Origin of the sequence: Alishewanella agri BL06 (assembly GCF_000272005.1) — a bacterium.
GTDB lineage: Bacteria > Pseudomonadota > Gammaproteobacteria > Enterobacterales > Alteromonadaceae > Alishewanella > Alishewanella agri.
In genome coordinates this window covers 1-20,840 of sequence record NZ_AKKU01000017.1, presented here as the reverse complement: position 1 = coordinate 20,840, position 20,840 = coordinate 1, and the positions used below count along the sequence as shown (strand labels likewise).

Genomic DNA, 20,840 nt, shown 5'->3' with positions numbered 1-20,840 from the left:
GCCTAGCTAGCGCTATTGCCGGCAGCACCACAGGATTGCCGTACCACCAGCTTAGGTTCGATTAGTGTATCGGTAATCGGCTGGTTGTTGATCAGTTTCAGCAGGTTATTCACTAATAGCTCACCGGCTTTGCTGGTATCCTGCTGAATAGTACTTAAGCCCGGTGAGGCAAAAGAGGCGGCGGGGATATCATCAAAGCCCATCACAGCGATCTGCTCTGGCACGTTAATGCCACGACGTTTCAGGCAGCGCATTACGCCAATCGCAATCAAGTCACTGGCACAGAAAATCGCATCAATACTGACACCACTGTCCAGCAAGGCGGCGGTGGCTTGATCACCGGCACTTTCGGTTGAGATCGCATCAAAATGCGGTACCTGTTGTGGTGTAATGCCGGCTTTGGCCAGCGCATCAATAAAGCCCTGATAGCGGGCACTGAATTCCGGGCTGCCCTCTGAGGCATTACCAATAAAGGCAAAATGGCGGTGGCCGGTATGCAGTAAATGCTCACCGGCCAGATAACCACCCTGCCAGTTATTGCTGCGAATGGTAAATTCCGGATGGCCTAATACTTCGGCCCCCCAGCAGACAAAGTGGGTTTGCTGCGCCAGTAATTTGGCCAGCTTTTCTTCGTAGTCAACATAGTCGCCATAGCCGAGCAGGATAATGCCATCAGCTTTTTTACTGTCTTCATAGTCGGCATGCCAGTCGTCACTGAGTTGCTGAAACGACACCAGCAGATCCTGGCCGTTACGGGCGCAGGCGCGGGTAATGCTGCCAAGCATCGATAAGAAGAACGGATTGATCAGCGACTCGTCGGTAGTGGGATCTTCAAACAGCAGTAACGCCAGCGTGCTGCTACGCTGTTTGCGCAGGTTACTGGCATTTTTATCCACCTTATAGTTCAGCTGGCGGGCAATCGCCTGCACCTTTTCGCGGGTTTCTTTGTTTACCTGCGGGCTGTCGCGCAGTGCACGGGACACCGTGGATTGCGACACTCCGGCCAGATAGGCGATATCAAAAGAGGTGGCTTTATCTTTCATGCTGTACTCTTAGCGGCGATACCTGCTTGTACGTTAACACGGCGTCACAGGTTTAGTCTGGTTATCATAGAGTGAATCGGTGTCAGATTCAACGCACAGCAGCGGCGGTAACCATTCGGCATTTTGCAGCCAAAGGCCGCTTTTCTAACGAAATTTCGCTCTGGTTGTCGCAGGGCTGAGCCGTTATGATGCGCCCTCCCGGAGGTTTGTCATGAAATTCGTCTCACCCTCACTCTGGCAAGTGATGTTACTGGCTGCAGTGATTGCTATCACCCCACTGGCAATAGATATGTATTTGCCAGCCTTACCGCTGATGGCCTCAGCCTTAGCTACTACTAATGCTCTGGTACAACAATCGTTAAGTATTTATCTCGCAGCCTATGCGCTGGGAATGCTGTTATTTGGTCCCTTGGCTGATATGTTGGGGCGCCGCCCACTGGCATTATTTGGCTTAGCCGGCTTTCTGGTAGCCAGTGTGGCGTTGAGTCTGGTAAGCAGTATCGAAGGTTTCCTGCTCTGGCGTGCGCTGCAGGCATTTTGTGGTGCGGCGGCGACCGTAGTGATCCCCGGTATAGTGCGGCATCTTTACCAACAGCATACGGCTAAGGGCATGTCGTATGTGTCGATGATTATGATGTTGGCACCGTTAATCGCCCCGGCGATTGGCAGCGGTGTGATGTATGTCACCCACTGGCAGCATATCTTTTCGTTGCTGGCGTTGTATGCCGCCATTATGCTGCTATTGTGCTGGCACTTTTTACCAGAGATTAAACAACAAAGTGGCAATAGCGCCCGGCCGGCATTTTTTAGCGGCTATCAGCAGGTGTTTGCCAACCGCTCAGCCTGGCCTTTTATCGCCATTTCAATGTTTGCGTCCTTTAGCTTTTTTACCTTTCTCACGGCCGTATCTTTTGTCTATATCAGCTATTTCGGCGTTAGCGAGCAGCTATTTGCGCTGCTATTTGGTTTAAACGTCTCTGCTTTGATGCTGGCAAACTTTACTAACAGTCGCCTGGTAACCCGGCTGGGGCCAATGCGAATGCTGAGTATTGGCCTGGTGCTGGCTTTATTGGCGGCAACCAGCCTGACGGCGGTGAATGCAGCCGGGTTGGGGTTATGGTTTACGGTATTAAGTATTGCGCCGCTGATGGCCAGCTTAGGGCTGATGGCGACGAATGCTGATGCGCTGATCCTGATGCAGTTTCCACAACACAGTGGCACCGCAACGGCAGTAATTGGTACCTTACGCTTTGGTAGTGGCGCTTTGGCCGGTCCGTTGTTGGGCTTACTTTATACCGGCACGGCATTACCGTTCTCGTTGCTGATGCTGGCCGGTACTTTGTGTATTTTAGGTTCAGTGATCTGGGCTAAAGCCCTCGGTCACTAGACGATTACTAAATCTTGCAGGCGCCGCCGCTACACTCGTCATCGTCATCGCCAAACTGCGGTTCGGCGGCAGCGCTGTTGGCAGCAGCCAGCTGGGCAGCGACGGAATCTTCGGCGGCGTCAAAATCTAAATGGTCTAAGTCGAGGTCAAAGTCTGACATGGCAAGGTTTCCTGGTTGGTGTAGCAGCAGAATCGCTGCCATGTAAGCAAGTGTAGCAGAGCTGGTGGCGACTGAAAAAGCCTGAGCAGTAATTTCGTCAGCGGGCTATCCCTGCTATCATAGCGCAACTTTTCCAGCCGGCCGGAGCTTACCGATGACGACTTTAACGCTGCAAACCCCCGATGATTGGCACCTGCATTTTCGTGATGGCGATATGTTACTGGAAACCGTACCGGCCACGGCGCGGGTGTTTCAGCGGGCTATCGTGATGCCTAATTTAGTACCGCCGGTTACCACCGCCGAGATGGCAGTTGCCTACCGCGATCGTATTCTGGCAGCACGGCCGGCCGGTAGCCGCTTTCAGCCGCTGGTCACCTTATATTTAACCGATAAAACCAGCAAAGCTGATATTCAGCAAGCCAAAGCGGCAGGGGTCGTGGCGGCTAAGTTATATCCGGCCGGTGCCACGACAAACTCCAGCTCAGGTGTCGCGGCACTGGATGCCTTATACCCGGTGTTTGAGGCAATGGCCGAAGCGGGTATGTTGCTGCTGATCCATGGCGAAGTGACCGATCACGAGATTGATATTTTTGACCGTGAGAAAGTATTTATTGATCGCTATTTGCAGCATATCGTTGCCCGCTTGCCGTCACTAAAGGTGGTGTTTGAGCATATTACTACTGCTGACGCCGCCAGCTTTGTCGCCGAAGCCTCAGCTAATGTGGCGGCGACCATTACACCACAGCATTTACTGTTGAACCGTAATGATATGTTAGTCGGTGGTATCCGGCCGCATAACTACTGCTTGCCGGTATTAAAACGCCGCACTCATCAGGAAGCACTGCGTGCCGCGGTGGCCAGCGGCTCAGCCAAGTTTTTCCTCGGCACCGACTCGGCGCCGCATGAAAAACACCGCAAAGAATCGGTCTGCGGCTGTGCCGGCTGCTACAGCGCGCACAGTGCTATCGAGTTATATGCGCAGGTGTTTGATGAGCTGGGCTGCCTCGATAAGCTGGAAGCCTTTGCCAGCCACTATGGTGCTGATTTCTATGGTTTACCGCGCAACAGCGGCACCATTACGCTGGTACAACAGGAATGGCAGGTGCCGGCGGAAATTATTCTGCCAAACGGTCATCCGATAGTGCCATTTTTCGGTGGTCAGACCCTGAAATGGAAATTACAGCAGGGTATTCAGTAAGTACTGAGTGGTCTATTGCCGCAGATATTGAATTAACCGATCTAAGGCTCGATAACTGAGCGCTTCCAGCAAGTGGGGGCGCTCAATTTGCGGGCTCTGCTGCAGATCGGCAATAGTACGGCTGACTTTTAGTAGCTTGTGATAGGTCCGGGCTGATAATTTAAATTTCTGTAGGGTGTTTTCTAAAAACGTCGCATCGCTGCTACTCAGTGGGCAGTAGCGATTCAGCTCCCGCCCCAGTAAACGGGCATTGGCTTTGCCCTGACGCGCTAATTGCAATTGCCTTGCGGCCAGCACCCGTTGCTGCACCTGCTGGCTGCTTTCTTCCGCTTGCTGACTGCTCAGGCTACCCGCCGGCAACAACGGCACTTCGATTTGTAATTCAATCCGTTCCAGAAAAGGCCCGGACAAGCGGTTCAGGTAACGCAGAATTTCACCATGATTGGCGCGGCCGTCCTCATGATGGCCGGTGGGGCTGGGGTTTAACGCCGCCACAAGCTGAAATTGTGCCGGAAACTCGGCCTGCCTTGCGGCCCGGGAAACGTGAATCGTCCCGGTTTCCAGGGGTTCCCGTAATACATCCAATACTTTACGCGGAAACTCAGTAACCTCGTCTAAAAATAGCACCCCGTGATGCGCCAGTGAAATTTCACCCGGCCTGGGTACTGAGCCGCCGCCAACCAGCGCGACAGCAGAAGCAGTATGATGTGGCGAGCGGAATGGGCGTTGTTGCCAATCTTGCTGATCCCTGGCGATACCGGCAATCGAGTAAATAGCGGCGGTTGCCAGTGCTTCGCTTTCTGTTAACGGCGGTAAGATCCCCGGTAAGCGTTGTGCCAGCATCGATTTGCCAGTACCCGGCGGGCCGAATAACAACAAATTATGTTCACCGGCAGCGGCCAGCTCCAGCACCCGCTTGGCTTGCGGCTGGCCTTTTACATCCGCCAGATCCAGCGGGTTGCCTGGTGGTTTGTCAGGCAGAGATGGAATGGCGGGCAGGGCTTGCTGTGCCAGTAAGAAACTGTGTACTTGCAGTAAATGGGTGGCGCCATGCACGGCCGCGTCAGGGATCAGCTGCGCTTGTTGGGCATTAGTCATCGGTAAAATGGCGGCGCGTCCGGCATCGCGGCAAGCAATCGCCAGCGGGATTTCGCCTAGAATCGGCCGGATTTCGCCAGATAGCGCCAGTTCGCCGCAAAATTCAAAGGGATCAGTGCATTTTTCCGGTAGCTGGCCAGAGGCGACAATAATCCCCAGGGCAATCGCCAGATCAAAACGGCCACCTTCTTTCGGTAAGTCGGCAGGGGCTAAATTAACAGTAATGCGCCGGTCCGGGAATTGAAAACCGCTATTTAACAGCGCACTACGCACCCGATCCCGGGCTTCTTTTACCGAGGTTTCCGGTAAGCCCACCAGTTGAAAAGCCGGTAAGCCGTTACTCAGGTGTACCTCGACGGTAACCAGCGGGGCCGCCAGACCATAGCGGGCGCGGCTAAAAATAATGGCCAGTGACATTATTGCTCCCTGCAAGCTGAGTTAGATTAAAGTTTATTTTATTGTTAAATAAATGCAAGTTTTTGGGTTTTTTGTTATCGCTTCAAAGCAAGCTATTCAACAAACAGAAATTTTGTAGTTTTTCAGCGGCAGGCCGATAATTCCGATATACACTTTAACCACAGTCTAAAAGATGGAGTAAGCGGTAATGGAGTACGCCCTATGGCTTCAGTTCAGCCTCTGATCCTGCGCGGCCGCTGGTTAATTCTGGCGCTATCGCTTTGTTTTATCGTGTTAAGTAGCATCGGGCTGGGCCAGTTGTATTTCCGCGGTGATTACCGGATCTTCTTTGCTAAAGATAATCCACAGCTGCAAGCCTTTGAGCAGATGCAGCTGGAATTTAACAAAAGCGACAATATTCTGATTGGTATAGCACCGCGCAGCGGTGACGTCTTTCAACCGGAAATGTTGCAATTAATCCGCGAATATACCGAGGCCGCTTGGCAGACACCCTATTCAATCCGCGTTGATTCGCTGAGTAATTTTCAGCACACCACAGCCGAGGTCGACGACCTGGTGGTTGCCGATCTGGTGCCGAACTCGCAGCTCTCTGCTGCGGAGCGTCTGGTTATCCGTGACATTGCCATTGCTGAACCGGCTCTGGTGAACCGCTTGGTGGCAGCCAATGGTAAGGTGACGGCGATCAACATCACGGTGCAATTGCCTGAACCAACACAGCAACAGCAGGTTACTGAAATTTGGTCATTTGTCAGTGACTTATCAGCACAATTTGCAGCGCGTTATCCTAACGTCGAATTCCACCATACCGGTATCATCGCGCTGAATTATGCCTTTGCCTCTGAGGCAGAACAGGATGTCCGTGCACTGGTTCCGATAATGCTGGCGGCTATTATGTTGATGCTGGCAGTGTTACTGCGCTCGATCGCCGGTGCGCTGGCGACCTTGTTGATAATAGTGGTAACTGTAACTTCAACCCTGGGTATCGCAGGCTGGCTAGGGCTGTTTATGAGTACTGCGACCGTCAACGTGCCGACCATTCTGATGACGTTGGCCGTTGCGGACTCCGTGCATTTGCTGGCATCTATGCAATTTGCTTTGGCCGATGGCAAGACAAAATCACAAGCTATTCAATACAGTTTGCAGCGTAATTGGCAACCGGTAGTGATTACCAGTGTAACCACTGCTATCGGCTTTCTGACGCTAAATTTCTCTGAAGTGCCAATTTTACGGGATCTGGGTAATCTGACCGCACTGGGCGTGATGCTGGCCTGCGTCTTTAGTCTGACTTTGTTACCGGTGCTGATGCAATTTCTGCCGTTACGGGCCGCTACCATACAGCAAAGTTCTGGCACTATGGCGCGTTTATCTGAATGGGTTATTCAGCGTCAGCGGCTCTTACTTTGGGGGTTCGTGCTGGTGACACTGCTTTGTACAGCGCTGCTGCCGTTAAATCGCGTCAATGACGAACCGAATAAATACTTTGCCAGCAGCACCAGTTTCCGCCAGGCGAATGACTTTATGGAACAAAACCTCAGTGGCTTTACCAGTATTGATTTTGCGCTTAATGGTGGCGTTGCCGGCGCGGTTAATCAGCCGGAATTATTGCAGGCACTGGAAAGCTTCAGCAACTGGTTAGCAGAGCAGCCGGAAGTGATGCATGTCAATACGCTCAGTGATGTGCTGAAGCGGCTGAATAAAAATATGCACCAGGATGATCTGGCCTTCTACCGCCTGCCGGAAACAGCAGCAGAGGCGGCGCAGTACTTACTGTTATATGAAATGTCCTTGCCGTTTGGCCTGGATCTGAACAATCAGTTGAATATCGATAAAAGCGCTACCCGTTTAACCGCAACACTGTATAACCTTGGCAGCAAAGAATTAATTGCGCTGGAGCAGCGGGCGCTGGCTTATTTTGCCGCTAACTGGCCGGACTATCAGCTGTCCGCTGCCAGTGCCGCTCTGATGTTTGCCTATATCGGCGAGCGTAATATGGCCTCGATGCTGACCACTTTGCCATTGGCCTTACTGCTAATCTCAATTTTATTGGTAGTCAGTTTGCGTTCCTGGCGTCTCGGCCTGATCAGTATTATTCCAAATCTGGTACCGGCATTAATTGGCTTTGGCCTGTGGGGGCTGCTGGTCGGTGAAATTAACCTAGCATTGTCGGTTGTGGCCAGCATGAGTCTGGGGATCATTGTCGATGATACCGTACATTTTCTCAGTAAGTACCGCCATGCGCGGGAAGAGGGGCGGGACAGCGAGCAGGCGGTGCGCTATGCTTTTCATAGTGTTGGCCGGGCGCTCTGCATTACCACGCTGGTACTGGTAGCCGGTTTTGCGGTACTGATGTTTTCCGGCTTCCGGCTTAACTCCGATATGGGCCTGCTGACCTCAGGGATTATTTTGATCGCCCTGCTGGTTGATTTACTTTTTTTACCCGCTTGTTTACTCAAGCTCGACAAAACAGGGAGAACTGCCGATGTTAGTCCGGCAACAACAAAACACAGCTGACACCCCCCGCCAATCTGATCGTTTCGGTATCGCCTCTGGCTGGTTGTTAGTGGCAAGCCTGCTGTGCATGCCGCTGGCGCAGGCAGATGCTGAAAAAGGCCTGGCGATTGCCACCGAGCAAAAGGTGCGTGACCGCGGTTGGGGTGACAGTGAAAGCGAACTGCAGATGGTGCTGCGCACTGCTCAGGGCCGGGAAAGTGTGCGCCGGATGCGCACCCTGGCGTTGGAAGTGCAGGGCGATGGTGATAAAAGCCTGACTATTTTTGATGAGCCGCTGGATGTGCGCGGTTCGGCTTTTCTAACCCATTCCCATCCCACTGCTGAAGATGACCAATGGTTATACTTGCCCAGTGTAAAACGGACACGGCGGATTGCCAGCCGCAATAAATCCGGGCCCTTTATGGCCAGTGAGTTTGCTTATGAAGATATGACGTCCTTTGAGCTGGAGAAATTCAGTTTTAACTATTTGCGGGATGAGCCTTGCGCTGAGCTGACCTGCTATGTGGTTGAACAAACACCAACCGATAGTTTTTCTGGCTACAGCAAAATTCTGGTCTGGGTAGATCAGCAACATTACCGCGTGATGCGTGCAGAGTATTACGACAAGAAACAAAGCTTGCTGAAAATTCTGGAGCTGAGTGATTACCGGCAGTATCTGGATAAGTTCTGGCGGGCGCACAAGCTGAGTATGCAAAACCAGCAAACCGGCAAAAGTACCGACTTGTTGCTGGAGAGCATCCGCTTTAATACTGGACGCAGTGCCGCAGACTTTGATGTCGCAGCCTTAGAGCGGGCGCGCTAAGAGATGCAGATATTAGGTCGCGTTAGCGTTATCGGTTTACTGTTGCTGGCATTACAACAGCCGGCCCAGGCTGCCACCTTGGGGCCGGTCGATGCCAATACGACACTCTGGCGGCTGGCGCTGGCGGCGCGCCCCGATGAGCAGGTAACAATGCCGCAGGTGATTTATGCACTGTGGCAGCATAACCCGGCCGCGTTTCGCGACCAGAATTTGCATTATTTATTAAAAGGCGCCCGGTTAGAGGTGCCAAGCCGCGAGCAAATGTTGACCACTCCGGCGGAACAGGCGCATCAATGGTATTACGGCGAACTGGCGAAGCAACCATTACCAACCCGCATAGCCGCTGCCCAACCGGCTAAGCCTGAACCCGGTGCCACCGCGCCGGAGCCTGAGGCAGCCGTGGCAGTACTGCAGCCAATCCGCCCTGCGGCACAACCGGCTAAACCTGTGGCAACAGCACCCCGTCCTGCACCATCTCCTGCAGTAACACCCGCTCAGGCACCACAAGTTGCCAGCAGCACCAGCCGTTTGCAGCAGGAGTTGGGTTTTGAACAGCGTTTTTTTGCCAGCCGGGGCCTGGCAGCAGCCGAGCGCTCACAGCAGCTGTTAAGTTATCGCGCGCTGTGGTCGTATGAGGATGCCAGTCGCAAGCATCAGCTTAATCTGGAGCCGTATTTGCGCTGGCACAGAGCTGACAGTGACAGCAATCTGGTCGATCTGCAGCAGGCTTACTGGCGCTATATCGGTGATGGCTGGGAATTTAAGGCCGGTATCGATACGCTATTCTGGGGGGTAACCGAATCACAACATCTGGTGGATGTACTGAATCAAAGCGATCTAGTCGCCGGCGTTGAGCTGGAAGCCAAACTGGGGCAGCCGATGCTGCAACTCAGACGCAGTGGTACTGCCGGCACCCTGGATCTGTTTGTACTGCCGTATTTTCGCGAACGCTTATTCCCCTCACCACAGGGCCGGCTTAGTCCGCCGCTGCCGGTAAACCATGACCTGGCCTGGTATGAATCCAGCTCCGGTAAACATAATCTGGACTTTGCCCTGCGCTATAGCCAGCGCTTTGCCGGTTTGGATCTGGGGCTGAGTTTTTTTAGTGGTAATAACCGCGAGCCGGTTTTAGTACCTACCGCAAATGCCGGGTTACAACCACTTTATTACCAGATGGAGCAGTACGGGCTGGATTTGTCATGGGTGCAGGGCGACTGGCTCTGGAAGCTGGAGTCGATTTACCGACGTAGCGGGCCTTTTGACTATGTTGCCGCTACCGGTGGTTTTGAATACACCCGGGTCGGCGTCTTTGGGCAAAGCTGGGATCTGGGCTGGATTGCCGAATATCAGTACGATAGCCGCGGCAAGGCCGCGACCCTGCCGGGGCAGAATGATCTGTTCTTCGGTTGGCGGCTGGCGCTGAATGATATTGCCGGCACCGAGTTTTTATTTGGTGTGCTGCAGGATCTGGATCAGCGACAAAGCCGCAGCATCAAGCTGGAGGGCGCCCTGCGCCTGACTGACAGCCTGCGGTTAAGCCTGAACGGTTGGCTATTTCAGAGTAATAACCCGCAAGATGCGCTGTTCTGGCTGCGTCGTGATGATTATCTTGCGCTGCAACTGACCTACTTTTTCTGATTTCTGGTTATTTAGGCTTTGGTCTGTGCTGCCTTTACGGTAGCATAGGTCTTTTGCCTGTTGTGTAACGCCGAGAAAAACGTGTCTGAGCAAGATCCTGTTGATACCAATTTCCCATTGTCGGATGCCAAGCTGCTGCAGTGGTTTGATCCGGCGACGGTCCATCGTGCCCGCGCTTATTTGCAGGCCGGTAAAGTGCTGAAACTGGAATACAACGACGATCTGAGTCAAATCAGCGCCCAGGTGTGGGGCGCCGGTTTTGCCCCTTACCGGCAAAAAATCAGTCTGCGTGAACAACAAGGGCAGTGGCAGTTAGAAGATAGCTGCAGTTGCCCGGTCGGCGGCCGCTGTAAGCATGTGCTGGCCGTACTGCTGCGCTTAAAGCGCGATTATGCACAGCAGCAACTGCGGATCAAACAAATGCCACTGTTACAGCTGGACAATTGGTTTGCCGAAGTAGCCAGAGTACGTGAACCTGATGCTGCCAGTAGCGAAGAAAGTGTCCTGTATTTACTGAGTTATGGCCAAAGTGGTTTGCAGCTTTATCCGCGACGGGTCAAGGTGCTGAAAAAAGGCGGCTACAGTAAAGGCCAGCCTTTGGGTAAGTACGATCTGGTCGCGCCGCAGCCGCCAAGCTGGCTGGCCGAAGAAGACTACCGCCTGTTGACGTTATTCCGCTCCCACAATCAACAGGACCAGCATTTGCTTGAGGGCCGCTGGGGTTATGAGTTGTTACAGGCATTTCTGGCAACCGGCCGCTGCTATTTTGGCGAAGCCCGGCAACCCTTAAGTTGGCAGGAGGCGCGACCGCTGCAACTGAGCTGGCAGGCCAGCAGTGGCGGACAACGGCTACAGTGTCAGATCGCAGAAGATGAGGCGAACCAGCCAATCTTTACCGAACCGCCCTGTTTTATCAATACCGATCATTATGAACTGGGCCCGCTGGATACGGCATTAACGGGGCGCGAGTTAAAACTGCTGAGTAAGATGCCACTGATCCCGCCGGCACAGCTAACCCAGCGGCTGGGCCAGCTGCAAAAGCTATTCCCGGCAGTCACCTTACCGCTGCCGGAGGGCGCTGCCGCCAGTCAACTGGATGTGGCACCGGTACCGGTGCTGGCACTGCAAATGCGGGTGCAGCAACCGAAAATGCCGGCCAGACCCGTCGCTATTCTGGCCTTTGATTATGGCGCCCACCGGCTGCCGCTGAATTTACAGCAGCGGCAAACCGAGATCGTAACGGCAGCGCAGAGTATCTTTGTGCTGCGCCAGCGTGGCGTGGAAGTGGCCGCTTTAGAGCAATTGCTGGCACTGGGGCTGGTCAGTTGTGAACTGCCGGCACCGGCGAATACGCTCAGCGCCTTCTCAATAGGGGATGGGCCGGATAATCCAGAGCTATGGCAACCGTTGCTGGAAGCTTTGCCCGAACTGCGGCAGCAAGGCTGGCGCATAGAGCAGGACAGTGACTTTAATCTGCAAATTCTGGATGCCAAGCCCTATTTACAGGTCAGTGACGGTAAACAAAGCGGTTTTGAGCTGGCGATCCAGGTCGATGTCAGTGGTCAGCAGGTGCCGTTATTACCGTTAATTAGTCAGTATCTGCGGCATTATGGCCTGCCCACCGCCGGTGAAACCATCTGGCTGAGTCTGCCGCAGGGCAAACTGGCGATCCCGATGGCATTAATTCAGCCGCTGATTGATACCATCGTTGAGCTGCTGAACTTACAGAAATCGCCGCTAACGCTGGAGTTACCAGACTATAAAGCCGCGATCCTGCCGCCACCCGGCGCGGCGGAAATTCAGTATCTGAATGCCAACCGCCTGCAGCGTCTGAACGAGCAGTTACACAATTTTCAGGGTATTAGTGAGGTGCCGCTGCCAACAGGTTTGCAGGCGACACTGCGCAGCTATCAGCAGCAGGGTTTAAACTGGCTGGTGTTTTTACGCCACTTTGGCCTGGGCGGCATTCTGGCCGATGATATGGGCTTGGGTAAAACCCTGCAAACCTTAAGTTTCTTGTTGCACGAAAAGCAGCAGGGGCGTTTAACCCAGCCGGCGCTGATTGTTTGCCCGACCTCACTCCTTGGCAACTGGCAGAATGAAGCGGCGCGTTTTACCCCAGCGCTGCGGGTCCTGCAAATTTACGGTGCCAAACGCCGGCCTTTGTTTGAGCAACTGGCAGAGTTCGATGTGCTGGTGACCAGCTATCCGCTGCTGGTGCGGGATCTGCCGCTGTACCGGCAGCACGCTTTTAGTGTGGTGGTGCTGGATGAAGCCCAGCATATTAAAAATGCCGGCAGTCAGGCCGCGCAGAGCGTGCGGGCGTTAAAACGCGACTTTAGCCTGGCCTTGTCGGGCACGCCGCTGGAGAATCACCTGGGTGAATTAAAGTCATTGTTTGACTTTGTATTGCCGGGGCTGCTTGGCACCGAAGCCCACTTTACTCAGGTGTATCGCAAACCGATTGAGAAACATGCCGATACCGAGCGGGCACAGGCATTAAAACAAAAAGTGGCTCCCTTTATGCTGCGCCGCACCAAACGTCAGGTGGCCGCAGAGTTGCCCGAGAAAACCGAAATTGTCCAGCTGCTGGAGCTGGAAGCCGATCAGCGCAACCTGTATGAAAGTATCCGCTTGATTATGGAAACCAAGGTGCGGGAGCTATTTTTGCGTAAAGGCGTTGCCGCCAGCCAGATCGAGTTTCTGGATGCCTTGCTGAAACTGCGTCAGGCCTGCTGTGATGCCCGCCTGGTACCGATCGAGCAGGCGCAGCTGGTGCGGCATAACGCCAAGCTCAGTTGGTTGCGGGAGAATCTGCCGGAAATGATTGAAGAAGGCCGGCGGGTACTGTTATTCAGCCAGTTTGCCAGCATGCTGTACCTGATTGAGCAAGAGCTGCAATTTCTCGGCATCAGTTACAGTAAGTTAACCGGCCAGACCAAAAACCGGCAGCAACAAATTGATGCCTTTCAACAGGGTGAAACAGAAGTCTTTTTAATCAGTTTAAAAGCCGGTGGTACCGGCCTGAACCTGACGGCTGCCGACACCGTGATCCATTATGATCCCTGGTGGAACCCGGCGGCAGAAAATCAGGCCACTGACCGCGCCCACCGCATCGGCCAGGATAAAGCGGTCTTTGTGTACAAACTGATTGCCCGCAATACGGTAGAAGAAAAAGTCCAACAACTGCAGCAATACAAGCAGGGACTGGCCGATCAACTGCTGAGCAGCGGTAAGGGCCAGCTATGGCAGGGGAATGCCGAGGATCTGCTGGCGCTGTTTATGGCTGACTAGGGCCGGGCAACAGCGCATAATAAGCGGCGAGCAGCGTAATATCGTCATCGGTCAGGCCGCGCGCCTGCGGGCTCATTAACGCATGTTTGCGACTGCCATCGCGATATTGCTGCAATGCCTCAGCCAGCTGTGCTTCTGGCAAGCCTGCCAGACTAGGGTATAACGCCTGGCGCGAGATACCATTAGCGCCATGGCACGCTGCGCAACTGCGTGCACGCAGGCTGCCCTGCTGCAGTAACTGCTGCTGTTCCGGCGTAAAACGTGCCGTTAACTCCGGCTCAGGGGCGGGCTTACCGCAGGCCGCTAAACCCAATACTGCTCCTAATAACAAACCACAGCGCATTACTCCGTTCCTTTTTTAAGCTGAATCAGCAAACATCAATATGCCCTAGCCTGCCATAAAATTTTACTATTGCCCAGTTAGCCAAAACGGGTAGTGACACACTCTGCACCTCGACTAAAGTTGCAGCAGCAAGCGCCAACAAGCCCTGCTATTTTTCTGTTATGGTTAATGCAGCTTAACTTAACGGATGCCCTATGTCAGACGCTACCCCAGAGCTGCATCAACAACCCTTTGCAGACCGGCTAAGCTGGCTGGAGCAGTTAGCCAGCCGGCATAGTGCGGCTTTTATTGCCGGCACCGCTGCCCGCGAGGCTTATCTGGCGCAGCATCCAACCAAAATTATTGCGCTAAAATGCATGGATGGCCGGATCCACCTGCCGCATGCTACCCAAACGCCGCTGGGGATTATTCAGCCCTACCGCAATTTGGGTGGCATTTTTAACCTTGGCTGGCCGTATCTGGGCGATTTGCTGTGTGATGATATCAATCAAGCGCTGGCGCAGGGCCGACCGGTGCTGGTACTGATTAGCTATCATTTCTCAGCCGGTGCCAGAGAGCGCGGCTGTGCCGGCTTTCAACATGATCGTGATGCCGCACTGGCGCAGGCGCTGCAGATCCGCGATCAGCTACAGAGCATTTTTGCCGCCAGTGAGCAGTGTTATGCGCTGGTGGTTGGTTTTGAAACCGATAGCGACGCGCTGGTATTGCATGGCAGTACTGGCCGGATGCTGGATTTAAGCCAGTACAGTCCGGACCTGAGCCCGCAGTTACCGGCCTTGTTGCAACAGCTCTGCCCGTTATTGCCAGCGGCGATGCAGCGTGATTTACTGCCTCTGCTGCTCGGTAATTTGCGGCACAGCGCCTTGCAGCGGCAACAACGGCGGCAGCTGGATATTGAGCATCGGGAGTGGATGCTCTGTCTGGGGCGTGGCTTTGATTTTCTGCATGTGCCTAATATTGCCCTCATTATCGGCCCCTTTAGCCCGGACCTGTCGCAGCCGGTGAAAAAGGCCGCCGCGATCATCCTCAATAATATCAAGCAGCAGCGGATCCCGGCAGATGGCGTCTTACTGCTGGCCTCAGTACCTTATCAACAGGCCGGCATTGACCGACGCCGCGCTGAGTTAAAGGCTGCGTTTTTCTGTCAGTTTGCTAAAACGGTGATTGCCGAACAGGAACCGGCATTATTGCCGCTGCTGCAAAGCCGCAGTGCCGTGATGTATTGGCCAGAGCGGCGGCTGGAGTGGTTATAAGCTGGCTAAAACTTGGTGATTTTTACTAAATAGTGGTTTTGGCCTGGCGGCTTGCTGAATTGGTGCAGTATAAGTATCTGTTTTTATTTGCTATAAATTTTGGCCGTAAATTTGCATTAACCGGTCGATAGCAATCAATCAGGTTAAAACAGAGGCGAATAATAAAATGCATAACGTAAAAAATAAAAAACTATGGTTAGTGCCGGTATTAGTGTTTAGCGGCCTGTTAAGCGGCTGCATTGTCGTGGTTGACGCCGCGGAAAAGACCAATGGGAGTTATCAGGGCACGGCGCAGCAAGGCGATGTCTCGCGGGTAAATGGTAGTATCAGCCTGAATGAACAAAGCCGGGCGGGCAAGGTCTCCACCGTTAATGGCAGCATCCGTCTGGCGGAGCAGGTACAGATTGACAGTGCCGAAACGGTGAATGGCAGTATTAAAGCGGCACAAAATTTAACGGTACAAGGTGGTTTAAGCACAGTGAATGGCAGTATTGAAACGGCGGCGGGCTCGACCATTAAAGCCGATATCAGTACGGTCAATGGCAGTATCCGTTTAAGCGGCAGCGAAGTCGGCGGCAAGCTGGAAACTGTAAACGGCAATATCAGTCTGTTGGCGGGGACAGTGGTAAAGGGCGATCTGATTTATGCTGAGCGCAAACGTCAAAGCGGTTGGTTTGGTAAAGATGACAGCAACCAGCCGACTCTGACCATCAGTGCCGACTCGCGTGTGGAAGGGAAAATTATCCTGCGTCAGCCGGTACAGCTAAAGCTGGAAAATGCCAGTCTGGTTGCCCGGGTGGTGCGTGAGTACTAGGTATCTAGTAGCTAAAGTGTTGCTGCAGGCGGCTAAATTCGTTCTGATAGACGATGATAGCCGCCGCCAGCTCATCTCTCACCAGATTGGCCTGTCCCAGACTTTCATTTAGTTTGGCTAACTCATCGCGGATCGTAATTCGTTGTTCGCGAGTCAGGCCGTCTGCGACCAGCTGCTCATTGAGCTTGGCGATACTGCTCTCCAGTTCATAGATTTCCTGTTGTATGTCGCGTAACTCGTTATGCGCACCGTCAAGTTGAGTTTTGGCCTGATACAGCGTTTGGCCATCCCGATAACCTGCCATAAAAGCACTGGCGAATTCAGGTGGGCAGCTATTCTGATAGCGATGATTGTTGCGACCCTGGGCAAAGCCATTTTTGGCGGTACAAAACTGTGCTGAACCCTCATAGTGGCCAGCTCGATAAGCGGCCAGATCCGGTGTGACCCCATGTTTGGCACAGTCTTGACGATAGTTGCTGATCTGGCTCTCGTTGCGGCCTTTAATGCCATCTTCAAAGCCGAGCGTACGCCAATCGGCATTTAGGCAACCCGCCTGGTCCAGGCTACTACAGCCAGCCAGTAGCAGACTGATTAAGCATAGTGGTAATAAAATTTGTTTCAACATCTCGGGTTGTCCCTTATAAAGTCGCAAAATCGTCTGCTGCTATGATTTCAATCCGGTTTCGACCACGTTGTTTCGCCTGTAGCAGTGTTTTATCTGCCCGGGCAAACAACTGATTAAAACTCTCATTTGGTTGTTGTTCGCAAATACCAAAACTTGCGGTCACTTGTTGGTCAATTACTTTAATCTGCAGCTTTTCAATGCTTTGTCGTAAACGTTCACACAACAGCGCAGCTTCCACAGCATTGGTTTCCGGCAAGAGTAACATTAGCTCGTCACCACCAAAACGACCGAGTAAATCTTGTTGTCGCAATTGCGTTTGTAGTTTTCGACACACCTGCTGTAGCACCTGGTCACCAACCTGATGACCGAGTACGTCATTAACGCGCTTAAAATGATCAAGATCCAGCACCGTCAGGCAAAGCTTGGTATTACGTCGTCCGGCACGGCCCATTACCAGCTCGGCTTGTTCAATAAAGGCTTGCCGGCTGAGTATGCCGGTAAGAGGATCAATAGTCAGGCTCTGTTTCAGTTGTTGATTGGTCGCATGCAGCAACGGCACTGCCGAGCCATACAACATGCTGGCGGAAATCATGGCAATCGTGAACTGATAAACGGCGGCATAATCAGTAACCTGTAGTACCCGCATCAGTACCACAATAGCGAGGCTGATAAGTGCCAGGCCACTGAAACTTCGCCAGACCGATTCGGTATAAACCAGCCACATGGCGGGTAAAATCAGGAAGAAAATTAAAAAGGTGATTTCCAGCTGACGAATTTGTTGCGCTAACAACATCGAGCAGCAGATCGCGATAAGTGCCAGGGAGAGCTTAAAGGCATAGTCTCGCCACTTACCCGGAATAGCAGGTACCAAACGGCCAATCCGCACGACACTTTGTGCACCATTTAGCTTATCCAGCAACAGAAACAGCAGCGGTGTCAGCGACAGGATTGCGACCAGATCGCCGAGCCACCATCCCAACCAGATAGCGGAGCGCTCGCTATCGCTGAGTAAGCCGGCCCACTGCAATGACCAAACACCACTTAGTGCTGCTGCTAAAGCCGCCAACGCGGCCAGAATTAAAAAGCTGACCACGATACCTGTGTAGCGCAGGTGTTGTCTGATGACTAATGTACGCAGCCCCAGCGCGCCGCAAAGATAACTTAAACTGTGAGCCAGAGAAGGATACAACGCCTGTAAATAAGGCACCGAGTCCGCAGGATGATAAAGCTCAATATGACGCAGGCTGATCAGGACACAGGCAATAAAAATTGCTGGCAAAGCGCGCCATCCGAATAACGTTAGTGCTGCGAAGCTTAGCGCTGCCGGGGGATACCACAAGCTGGCATGAGGACTGTAAGCGAGAATATCTGCCGCTTCATATAACAAAATCCACGTCAGAATAATCGTCAGTTGCAACAAAAATGCGCGAGCATTGGGAGCTATCACGGTAACAGGCATATCCTTTAGCCTACTTTTTGTTCCAGTGTATACGGTATTTCTGTTGTCGACTATAGGCTGCTTTTTATTTGCCGGTAGCTGATTATTTACTGACCTGCATGGTGATTAATTCATTCACAGTAACAAAGCGATAACCTTTCGCCTGCAGCCCCTCGATAATGAGCGGCAGCGCCTCGCGCGAACTTTGCCGGCTTTGGTACATCACATGTAACAGGATAATACTACCGGGGCGGGCGTTGGCAATCACCGCCGCCGCCATCGCCTCTGGATCCGCTGCCAGCTTTGGCTCGGACTCTGGCTCTAAATCCCACATTATGGTTTTGCGCTGCTGCTGGCTAAGATACCAGGGCAGGGTGAACAGTTTTTTGCCGTAAGGTGGCCGAAACAGGATCTCGTCGGTAAATCCGGCCTGCCGGATTTGCTGATCAGTGCGCTCCACTTCTGACGCCACTATTGCCGGTGATACCAGTAACATACGCTTATGGGTATAGCTATGATTGCCCAACTGATGCCCGGCCTGCACCAACAAGCGGCCTTGCTCCGGATGGCGCGCGAGTTCATGGCCGGTGACAAAAAATGTGGCCGGCACTTGATAGCGTGCCAGCAGTTCAACCACCTCGGCGGTATAGCGCTCAGAGGGGCCATCGTCAAAGGTAAGAGCAATTAACGGCTGTTCTGTTTCCACCCGGGCGATCAGCTCGCCAAACAGCTGATACTGCCGTGAGGACGCCAGTTGATACAAGCCGAGCAACAGCAGTAAGAACAGTGAGACAGTTGTAACAGCAGCGGTGCGTTTTTGCATTGAACGTCCTTGTGCAAACCAGATTAATATCCAGTTTGGTATATCGGAGCTGAACTGCCAATTAATGTTGAAAATTTATTCTGCCAGTACCGGGTGCGGCTCGATAAAGTGTGCCGGATAGTGGCTGCTGGGCCAGAAGTAATAAGCGAGCACCAGGATAGCGCCCAGCAAACTTAGCCATACTTTTCGCCGCATGTCAGCAATCTCTCCCGCGAGCTTTGTCGTACATGCTAGGGCGTGTTGACGTTTGCTACTTAGATTTTGTGAACCCTCCGGGCAGCGTTTGGCTGGCGTTTCTACTGCGTTATCGCTTGTTCATGTAGAATAACTACACATCACAAGCTCTGCCTTGTATAAACACCAGCCAAACAGCTGCAAAAACAAGCCGCAAACGTGAACACGCCCTAGATAATTTATAGCGGGATTTTGCGATGCGATCATTATTCTGTTGTTGGTTATTACTGATCTCGGCCGCTGCCGTGGCCGATGATGCAGCCTGGCAGGCCTGGCGTGAGGGCAAGGCGGTATTAATGTTACGGCATGCCCTCGCGCCGGGTACCGGTGATCCGGCCGGTTTTCAGTTACAGGACTGTCAGACACAGCGCAATTTGAATCAACAGGGGCGGCAGCAAGCTAAAGCCTGGGGGCAAAAATTACGCCAGCACTACAGTGGTGACATCCGGCTTTATAGCAGCCAGTGGTGCCGTTGCCTGGAAACGGCGCAGTTGATGGCGATAGCGCCGGTGCAACCGCTGCCGGCGCTGAATTCATTTTTTGCCGGGCGCGGTGATGGCCAACAGCAAACTCAGGCCCTGCTGGACTACTTTGCCAAACCCGGCGAGATGCCGCTGGTACTGGTCAGCCATCAGGTCAATTTTACTGCGCTGACCGGTATTTTCCCACAATCGGCAGCCGGTGCCATTTTAGCCTTACCGCTAACCCAGCCGGCGAAGGTACTCGCCAGCGTCAGTTTGGATGAGCGCTAGTATCTTGCAATGCCTATTCGCTGTTGTATAGTGGTTAACAGCTTTTCAACATTCAGAGGCGCGCTATGGGTAAAGCTGTGGTACTGGCCTTGTTAAGTGCCGGGCTATTCTGTGCTGTGGGTAAGGCGCAGGCTGTTTCGGCAGAGTTACAATGTCAATTACAGGTGCCGGCGGCAGTGCACGGTACTTCTGTGTGGTATCAAATGGGTTATCCGTTTAACCTGACGGCCAATAATCTGGGCTTACTGCCGGGTAGCACCCTGTATCAAATGGCGGAGCAGGCTTTTGGCTTATGGCAACAAGGTGTCAGCGAAACCACCGTTATGGCGCAGGTAAGTCAGCGCTGTGCCAGCTTTAGTGCGGCTGAGCTGAATCGCGAGTATTCGTTTTTCGAAGAGGAAGGCAATACCCCAACGCACCTTACCGCCTGTGGTGATATGACTACCACCGTAGTGCAAAGCTTTGCGCTGTTGGATGGCCAACCGCTGACCCTGAGTAACTTTAAAGCGGTGATTATAGGTGAGGAACAAAAGCCGGCAATTACCCGGTTAATTGTGCAGGCCTTTAATTTAAAACAGCAAGGCCAGCTGGAAACCGCCATTCTGGAGCAAACCTTTGCCTATTGTCAGCAACAAAGCGCCGAATTTAAACAACAACTGGCAGCAGAGTTCTATGCTGAATAACCTCTACTTTGCGGGAGCCGCGAAATTATGATTACAGCAGTCTATGCCGCCTTACTGGCGGTGCTGTTTGTGGTGTTAAGTGTGGCGGTGATCCGGCAGCGCCGTCGCTTACAGGTGGCATTAGGCTCGGGAGGCCATAGTGCACTGCAACGGGCGATGCGGGTGCAGGCCAATTTTGCCGAGTACACGCCTTTTGCGCTGTTGCTGTTGTTTCTGGCCGAATATAGCGGTTTGACCGGGTTTTGGTTGCACCTGCTGGGCGCATTATTACTGCTCGGGCGCTTAAGCCATGCTTATGGGGTGAGTCAGGATCCTGAACCGCTTAAA

The 20,840-nt window shown here is 53.0% G+C and carries 18 protein-coding genes; 11 read left to right on the top strand and 7 right to left on the bottom strand.

The window, feature by feature from the left end; genetic code table 11:
• Positions 1 to 2: 2 nt before the first annotated feature.
• Positions 3 to 1,043 carry a LacI family DNA-binding transcriptional regulator gene (locus AGRI_RS10025; protein ID WP_008984828.1) on the bottom strand — a complete coding sequence of 347 codons (1,041 nt, stop codon included), beginning with the start codon at positions 1,041 to 1,043 and terminating at the stop codon, positions 3 to 5.
• Between the two features lie 211 nt (positions 1,044 to 1,254).
• Between AGRI_RS10025 and AGRI_RS10020 the strand changes: the two genes are divergently transcribed.
• Positions 1,255 to 2,430, top strand: a complete 1,176-nt coding sequence (locus tag AGRI_RS10020) for a multidrug effflux MFS transporter (RefSeq protein WP_008984827.1) — start codon at positions 1,255 to 1,257, stop codon at positions 2,428 to 2,430.
• A gap of 7 nt (positions 2,431 to 2,437) precedes the next feature.
• On the opposite strand, the gene AGRI_RS16595 is transcribed toward AGRI_RS10020, so the two are convergent.
• Positions 2,438 to 2,590, bottom strand: a complete 153-nt coding sequence (locus AGRI_RS16595) for a hypothetical protein (RefSeq protein WP_169313479.1) — start codon at positions 2,588 to 2,590, stop codon at positions 2,438 to 2,440.
• Positions 2,591 to 2,744: 154 nt separating this feature from the next.
• Between AGRI_RS16595 and pyrC the strand changes: the two genes are divergently transcribed.
• Complete coding sequence (gene pyrC, locus AGRI_RS10015) at positions 2,745 to 3,788, top strand: dihydroorotase (RefSeq protein WP_008984826.1); 1,044 nt, start codon at positions 2,745 to 2,747, stop codon at positions 3,786 to 3,788.
• 12 nt (positions 3,789 to 3,800) lie between these two features.
• Here pyrC and AGRI_RS10010 read toward each other — a convergent pair whose 3' ends face one another.
• Positions 3,801 to 5,303: a YifB family Mg chelatase-like AAA ATPase gene (locus tag AGRI_RS10010; RefSeq protein ID WP_008984825.1), complete on the bottom strand. Its 1,503-nt coding sequence runs from the start codon at positions 5,301 to 5,303 to the stop codon at positions 3,801 to 3,803.
• 201 nt (positions 5,304 to 5,504) lie between these two features.
• On the opposite strand from AGRI_RS10010, the gene AGRI_RS10005 reads away from it, so the two are divergent.
• The 4 genes from AGRI_RS10005 to AGRI_RS09990 all read left to right on the top strand — a co-directional run bounded on the left by AGRI_RS10005 (position 5,505) and on the right by AGRI_RS09990 (position 13,548).
• Entirely contained in the window at positions 5,505 to 7,814 is a 2,310-nt protein-coding gene (locus tag AGRI_RS10005; RefSeq protein WP_008984824.1) for an efflux RND transporter permease subunit, read from the top strand.
• Positions 7,783 to 8,616, top strand: coding sequence for an outer membrane lipoprotein-sorting protein (locus AGRI_RS10000; protein ID WP_008984823.1), 834 nt, complete (start codon positions 7,783 to 7,785; stop codon positions 8,614 to 8,616). Before AGRI_RS10005 ends, AGRI_RS10000 begins: the two co-directional genes overlap by 32 nt.
• A gap of 3 nt (positions 8,617 to 8,619) precedes the next feature.
• On the top strand, positions 8,620 to 10,254 hold the full coding sequence (locus tag AGRI_RS09995) for a type IV pilus assembly protein FimV (RefSeq protein ID WP_008984822.1): 1,635 nt from the start codon (positions 8,620 to 8,622) through the stop codon (positions 10,252 to 10,254).
• An 81-nt stretch (positions 10,255 to 10,335) separates the two neighbouring features.
• Positions 10,336 to 13,548, top strand: a complete 3,213-nt coding sequence (locus AGRI_RS09990; RefSeq protein WP_008984821.1) for a DEAD/DEAH box helicase — start codon at positions 10,336 to 10,338, stop codon at positions 13,546 to 13,548.
• On the opposite strand, the gene AGRI_RS09985 is transcribed toward AGRI_RS09990, so the two are convergent.
• A complete protein-coding gene (locus AGRI_RS09985; protein WP_008984820.1) occupies positions 13,535 to 13,891 on the bottom strand; it encodes a c-type cytochrome in 357 nt (118 codons plus the stop codon). The genes AGRI_RS09990 and AGRI_RS09985 overlap by 14 nt on opposite strands.
• Before the next feature lie 194 nt (positions 13,892 to 14,085).
• Here AGRI_RS09985 and AGRI_RS09980 point away from each other — a divergent pair, with 194 nt between their 5' ends.
• Positions 14,086 to 15,144 carry a carboxysome shell carbonic anhydrase gene (locus AGRI_RS09980; protein ID WP_008606521.1) on the top strand — a complete coding sequence of 353 codons (1,059 nt, stop codon included), beginning with the start codon at positions 14,086 to 14,088 and terminating at the stop codon, positions 15,142 to 15,144.
• Between the two features lie 166 nt (positions 15,145 to 15,310).
• The gene (locus AGRI_RS09975) at positions 15,311 to 15,958 is read left to right on the top strand and encodes a DUF4097 family beta strand repeat-containing protein (RefSeq protein ID WP_008984819.1); all 648 of its coding nucleotides are present in this window, start codon (positions 15,311 to 15,313) and stop codon (positions 15,956 to 15,958) included.
• Positions 15,959 to 15,962: 4 nt separating this feature from the next.
• On the opposite strand, the gene AGRI_RS09970 is transcribed toward AGRI_RS09975, so the two are convergent.
• The 3 genes from AGRI_RS09970 to AGRI_RS09960 all read right to left on the bottom strand — a co-directional run bounded on the left by AGRI_RS09970 (position 15,963) and on the right by AGRI_RS09960 (position 18,844).
• Positions 15,963 to 16,583, bottom strand: a complete 621-nt coding sequence (locus AGRI_RS09970) for a DUF2799 domain-containing protein (protein ID WP_008984818.1) — start codon at positions 16,581 to 16,583, stop codon at positions 15,963 to 15,965.
• 13 nt (positions 16,584 to 16,596) lie between these two features.
• Positions 16,597 to 18,042, bottom strand: a complete 1,446-nt coding sequence (locus tag AGRI_RS09965) for a sensor domain-containing diguanylate cyclase (RefSeq protein ID WP_008984817.1) — start codon at positions 18,040 to 18,042, stop codon at positions 16,597 to 16,599.
• 82 nt (positions 18,043 to 18,124) lie between these two features.
• Complete coding sequence (locus AGRI_RS09960) at positions 18,125 to 18,844, bottom strand: polysaccharide deacetylase family protein (protein WP_008984816.1); 720 nt, start codon at positions 18,842 to 18,844, stop codon at positions 18,125 to 18,127.
• A gap of 431 nt (positions 18,845 to 19,275) precedes the next feature.
• Here AGRI_RS09960 and AGRI_RS09955 point away from each other — a divergent pair, with 431 nt between their 5' ends.
• The 3 genes from AGRI_RS09955 to AGRI_RS09945 all read left to right on the top strand — a co-directional run.
• The gene (locus AGRI_RS09955; RefSeq protein WP_008984814.1) at positions 19,276 to 19,830 is read left to right on the top strand and encodes a histidine phosphatase family protein; all 555 of its coding nucleotides are present in this window, start codon (positions 19,276 to 19,278) and stop codon (positions 19,828 to 19,830) included.
• Positions 19,831 to 19,895: 65 nt separating this feature from the next.
• On the top strand, positions 19,896 to 20,513 hold the full coding sequence (locus AGRI_RS09950; RefSeq protein ID WP_008984813.1) for a hypothetical protein: 618 nt from the start codon (positions 19,896 to 19,898) through the stop codon (positions 20,511 to 20,513).
• A 27-nt stretch (positions 20,514 to 20,540) separates the two neighbouring features.
• The coding region (locus AGRI_RS09945) for an MAPEG family protein (protein ID WP_008984812.1) at positions 20,541 to 20,840 on the top strand (300 nt) is incomplete at its 3' end.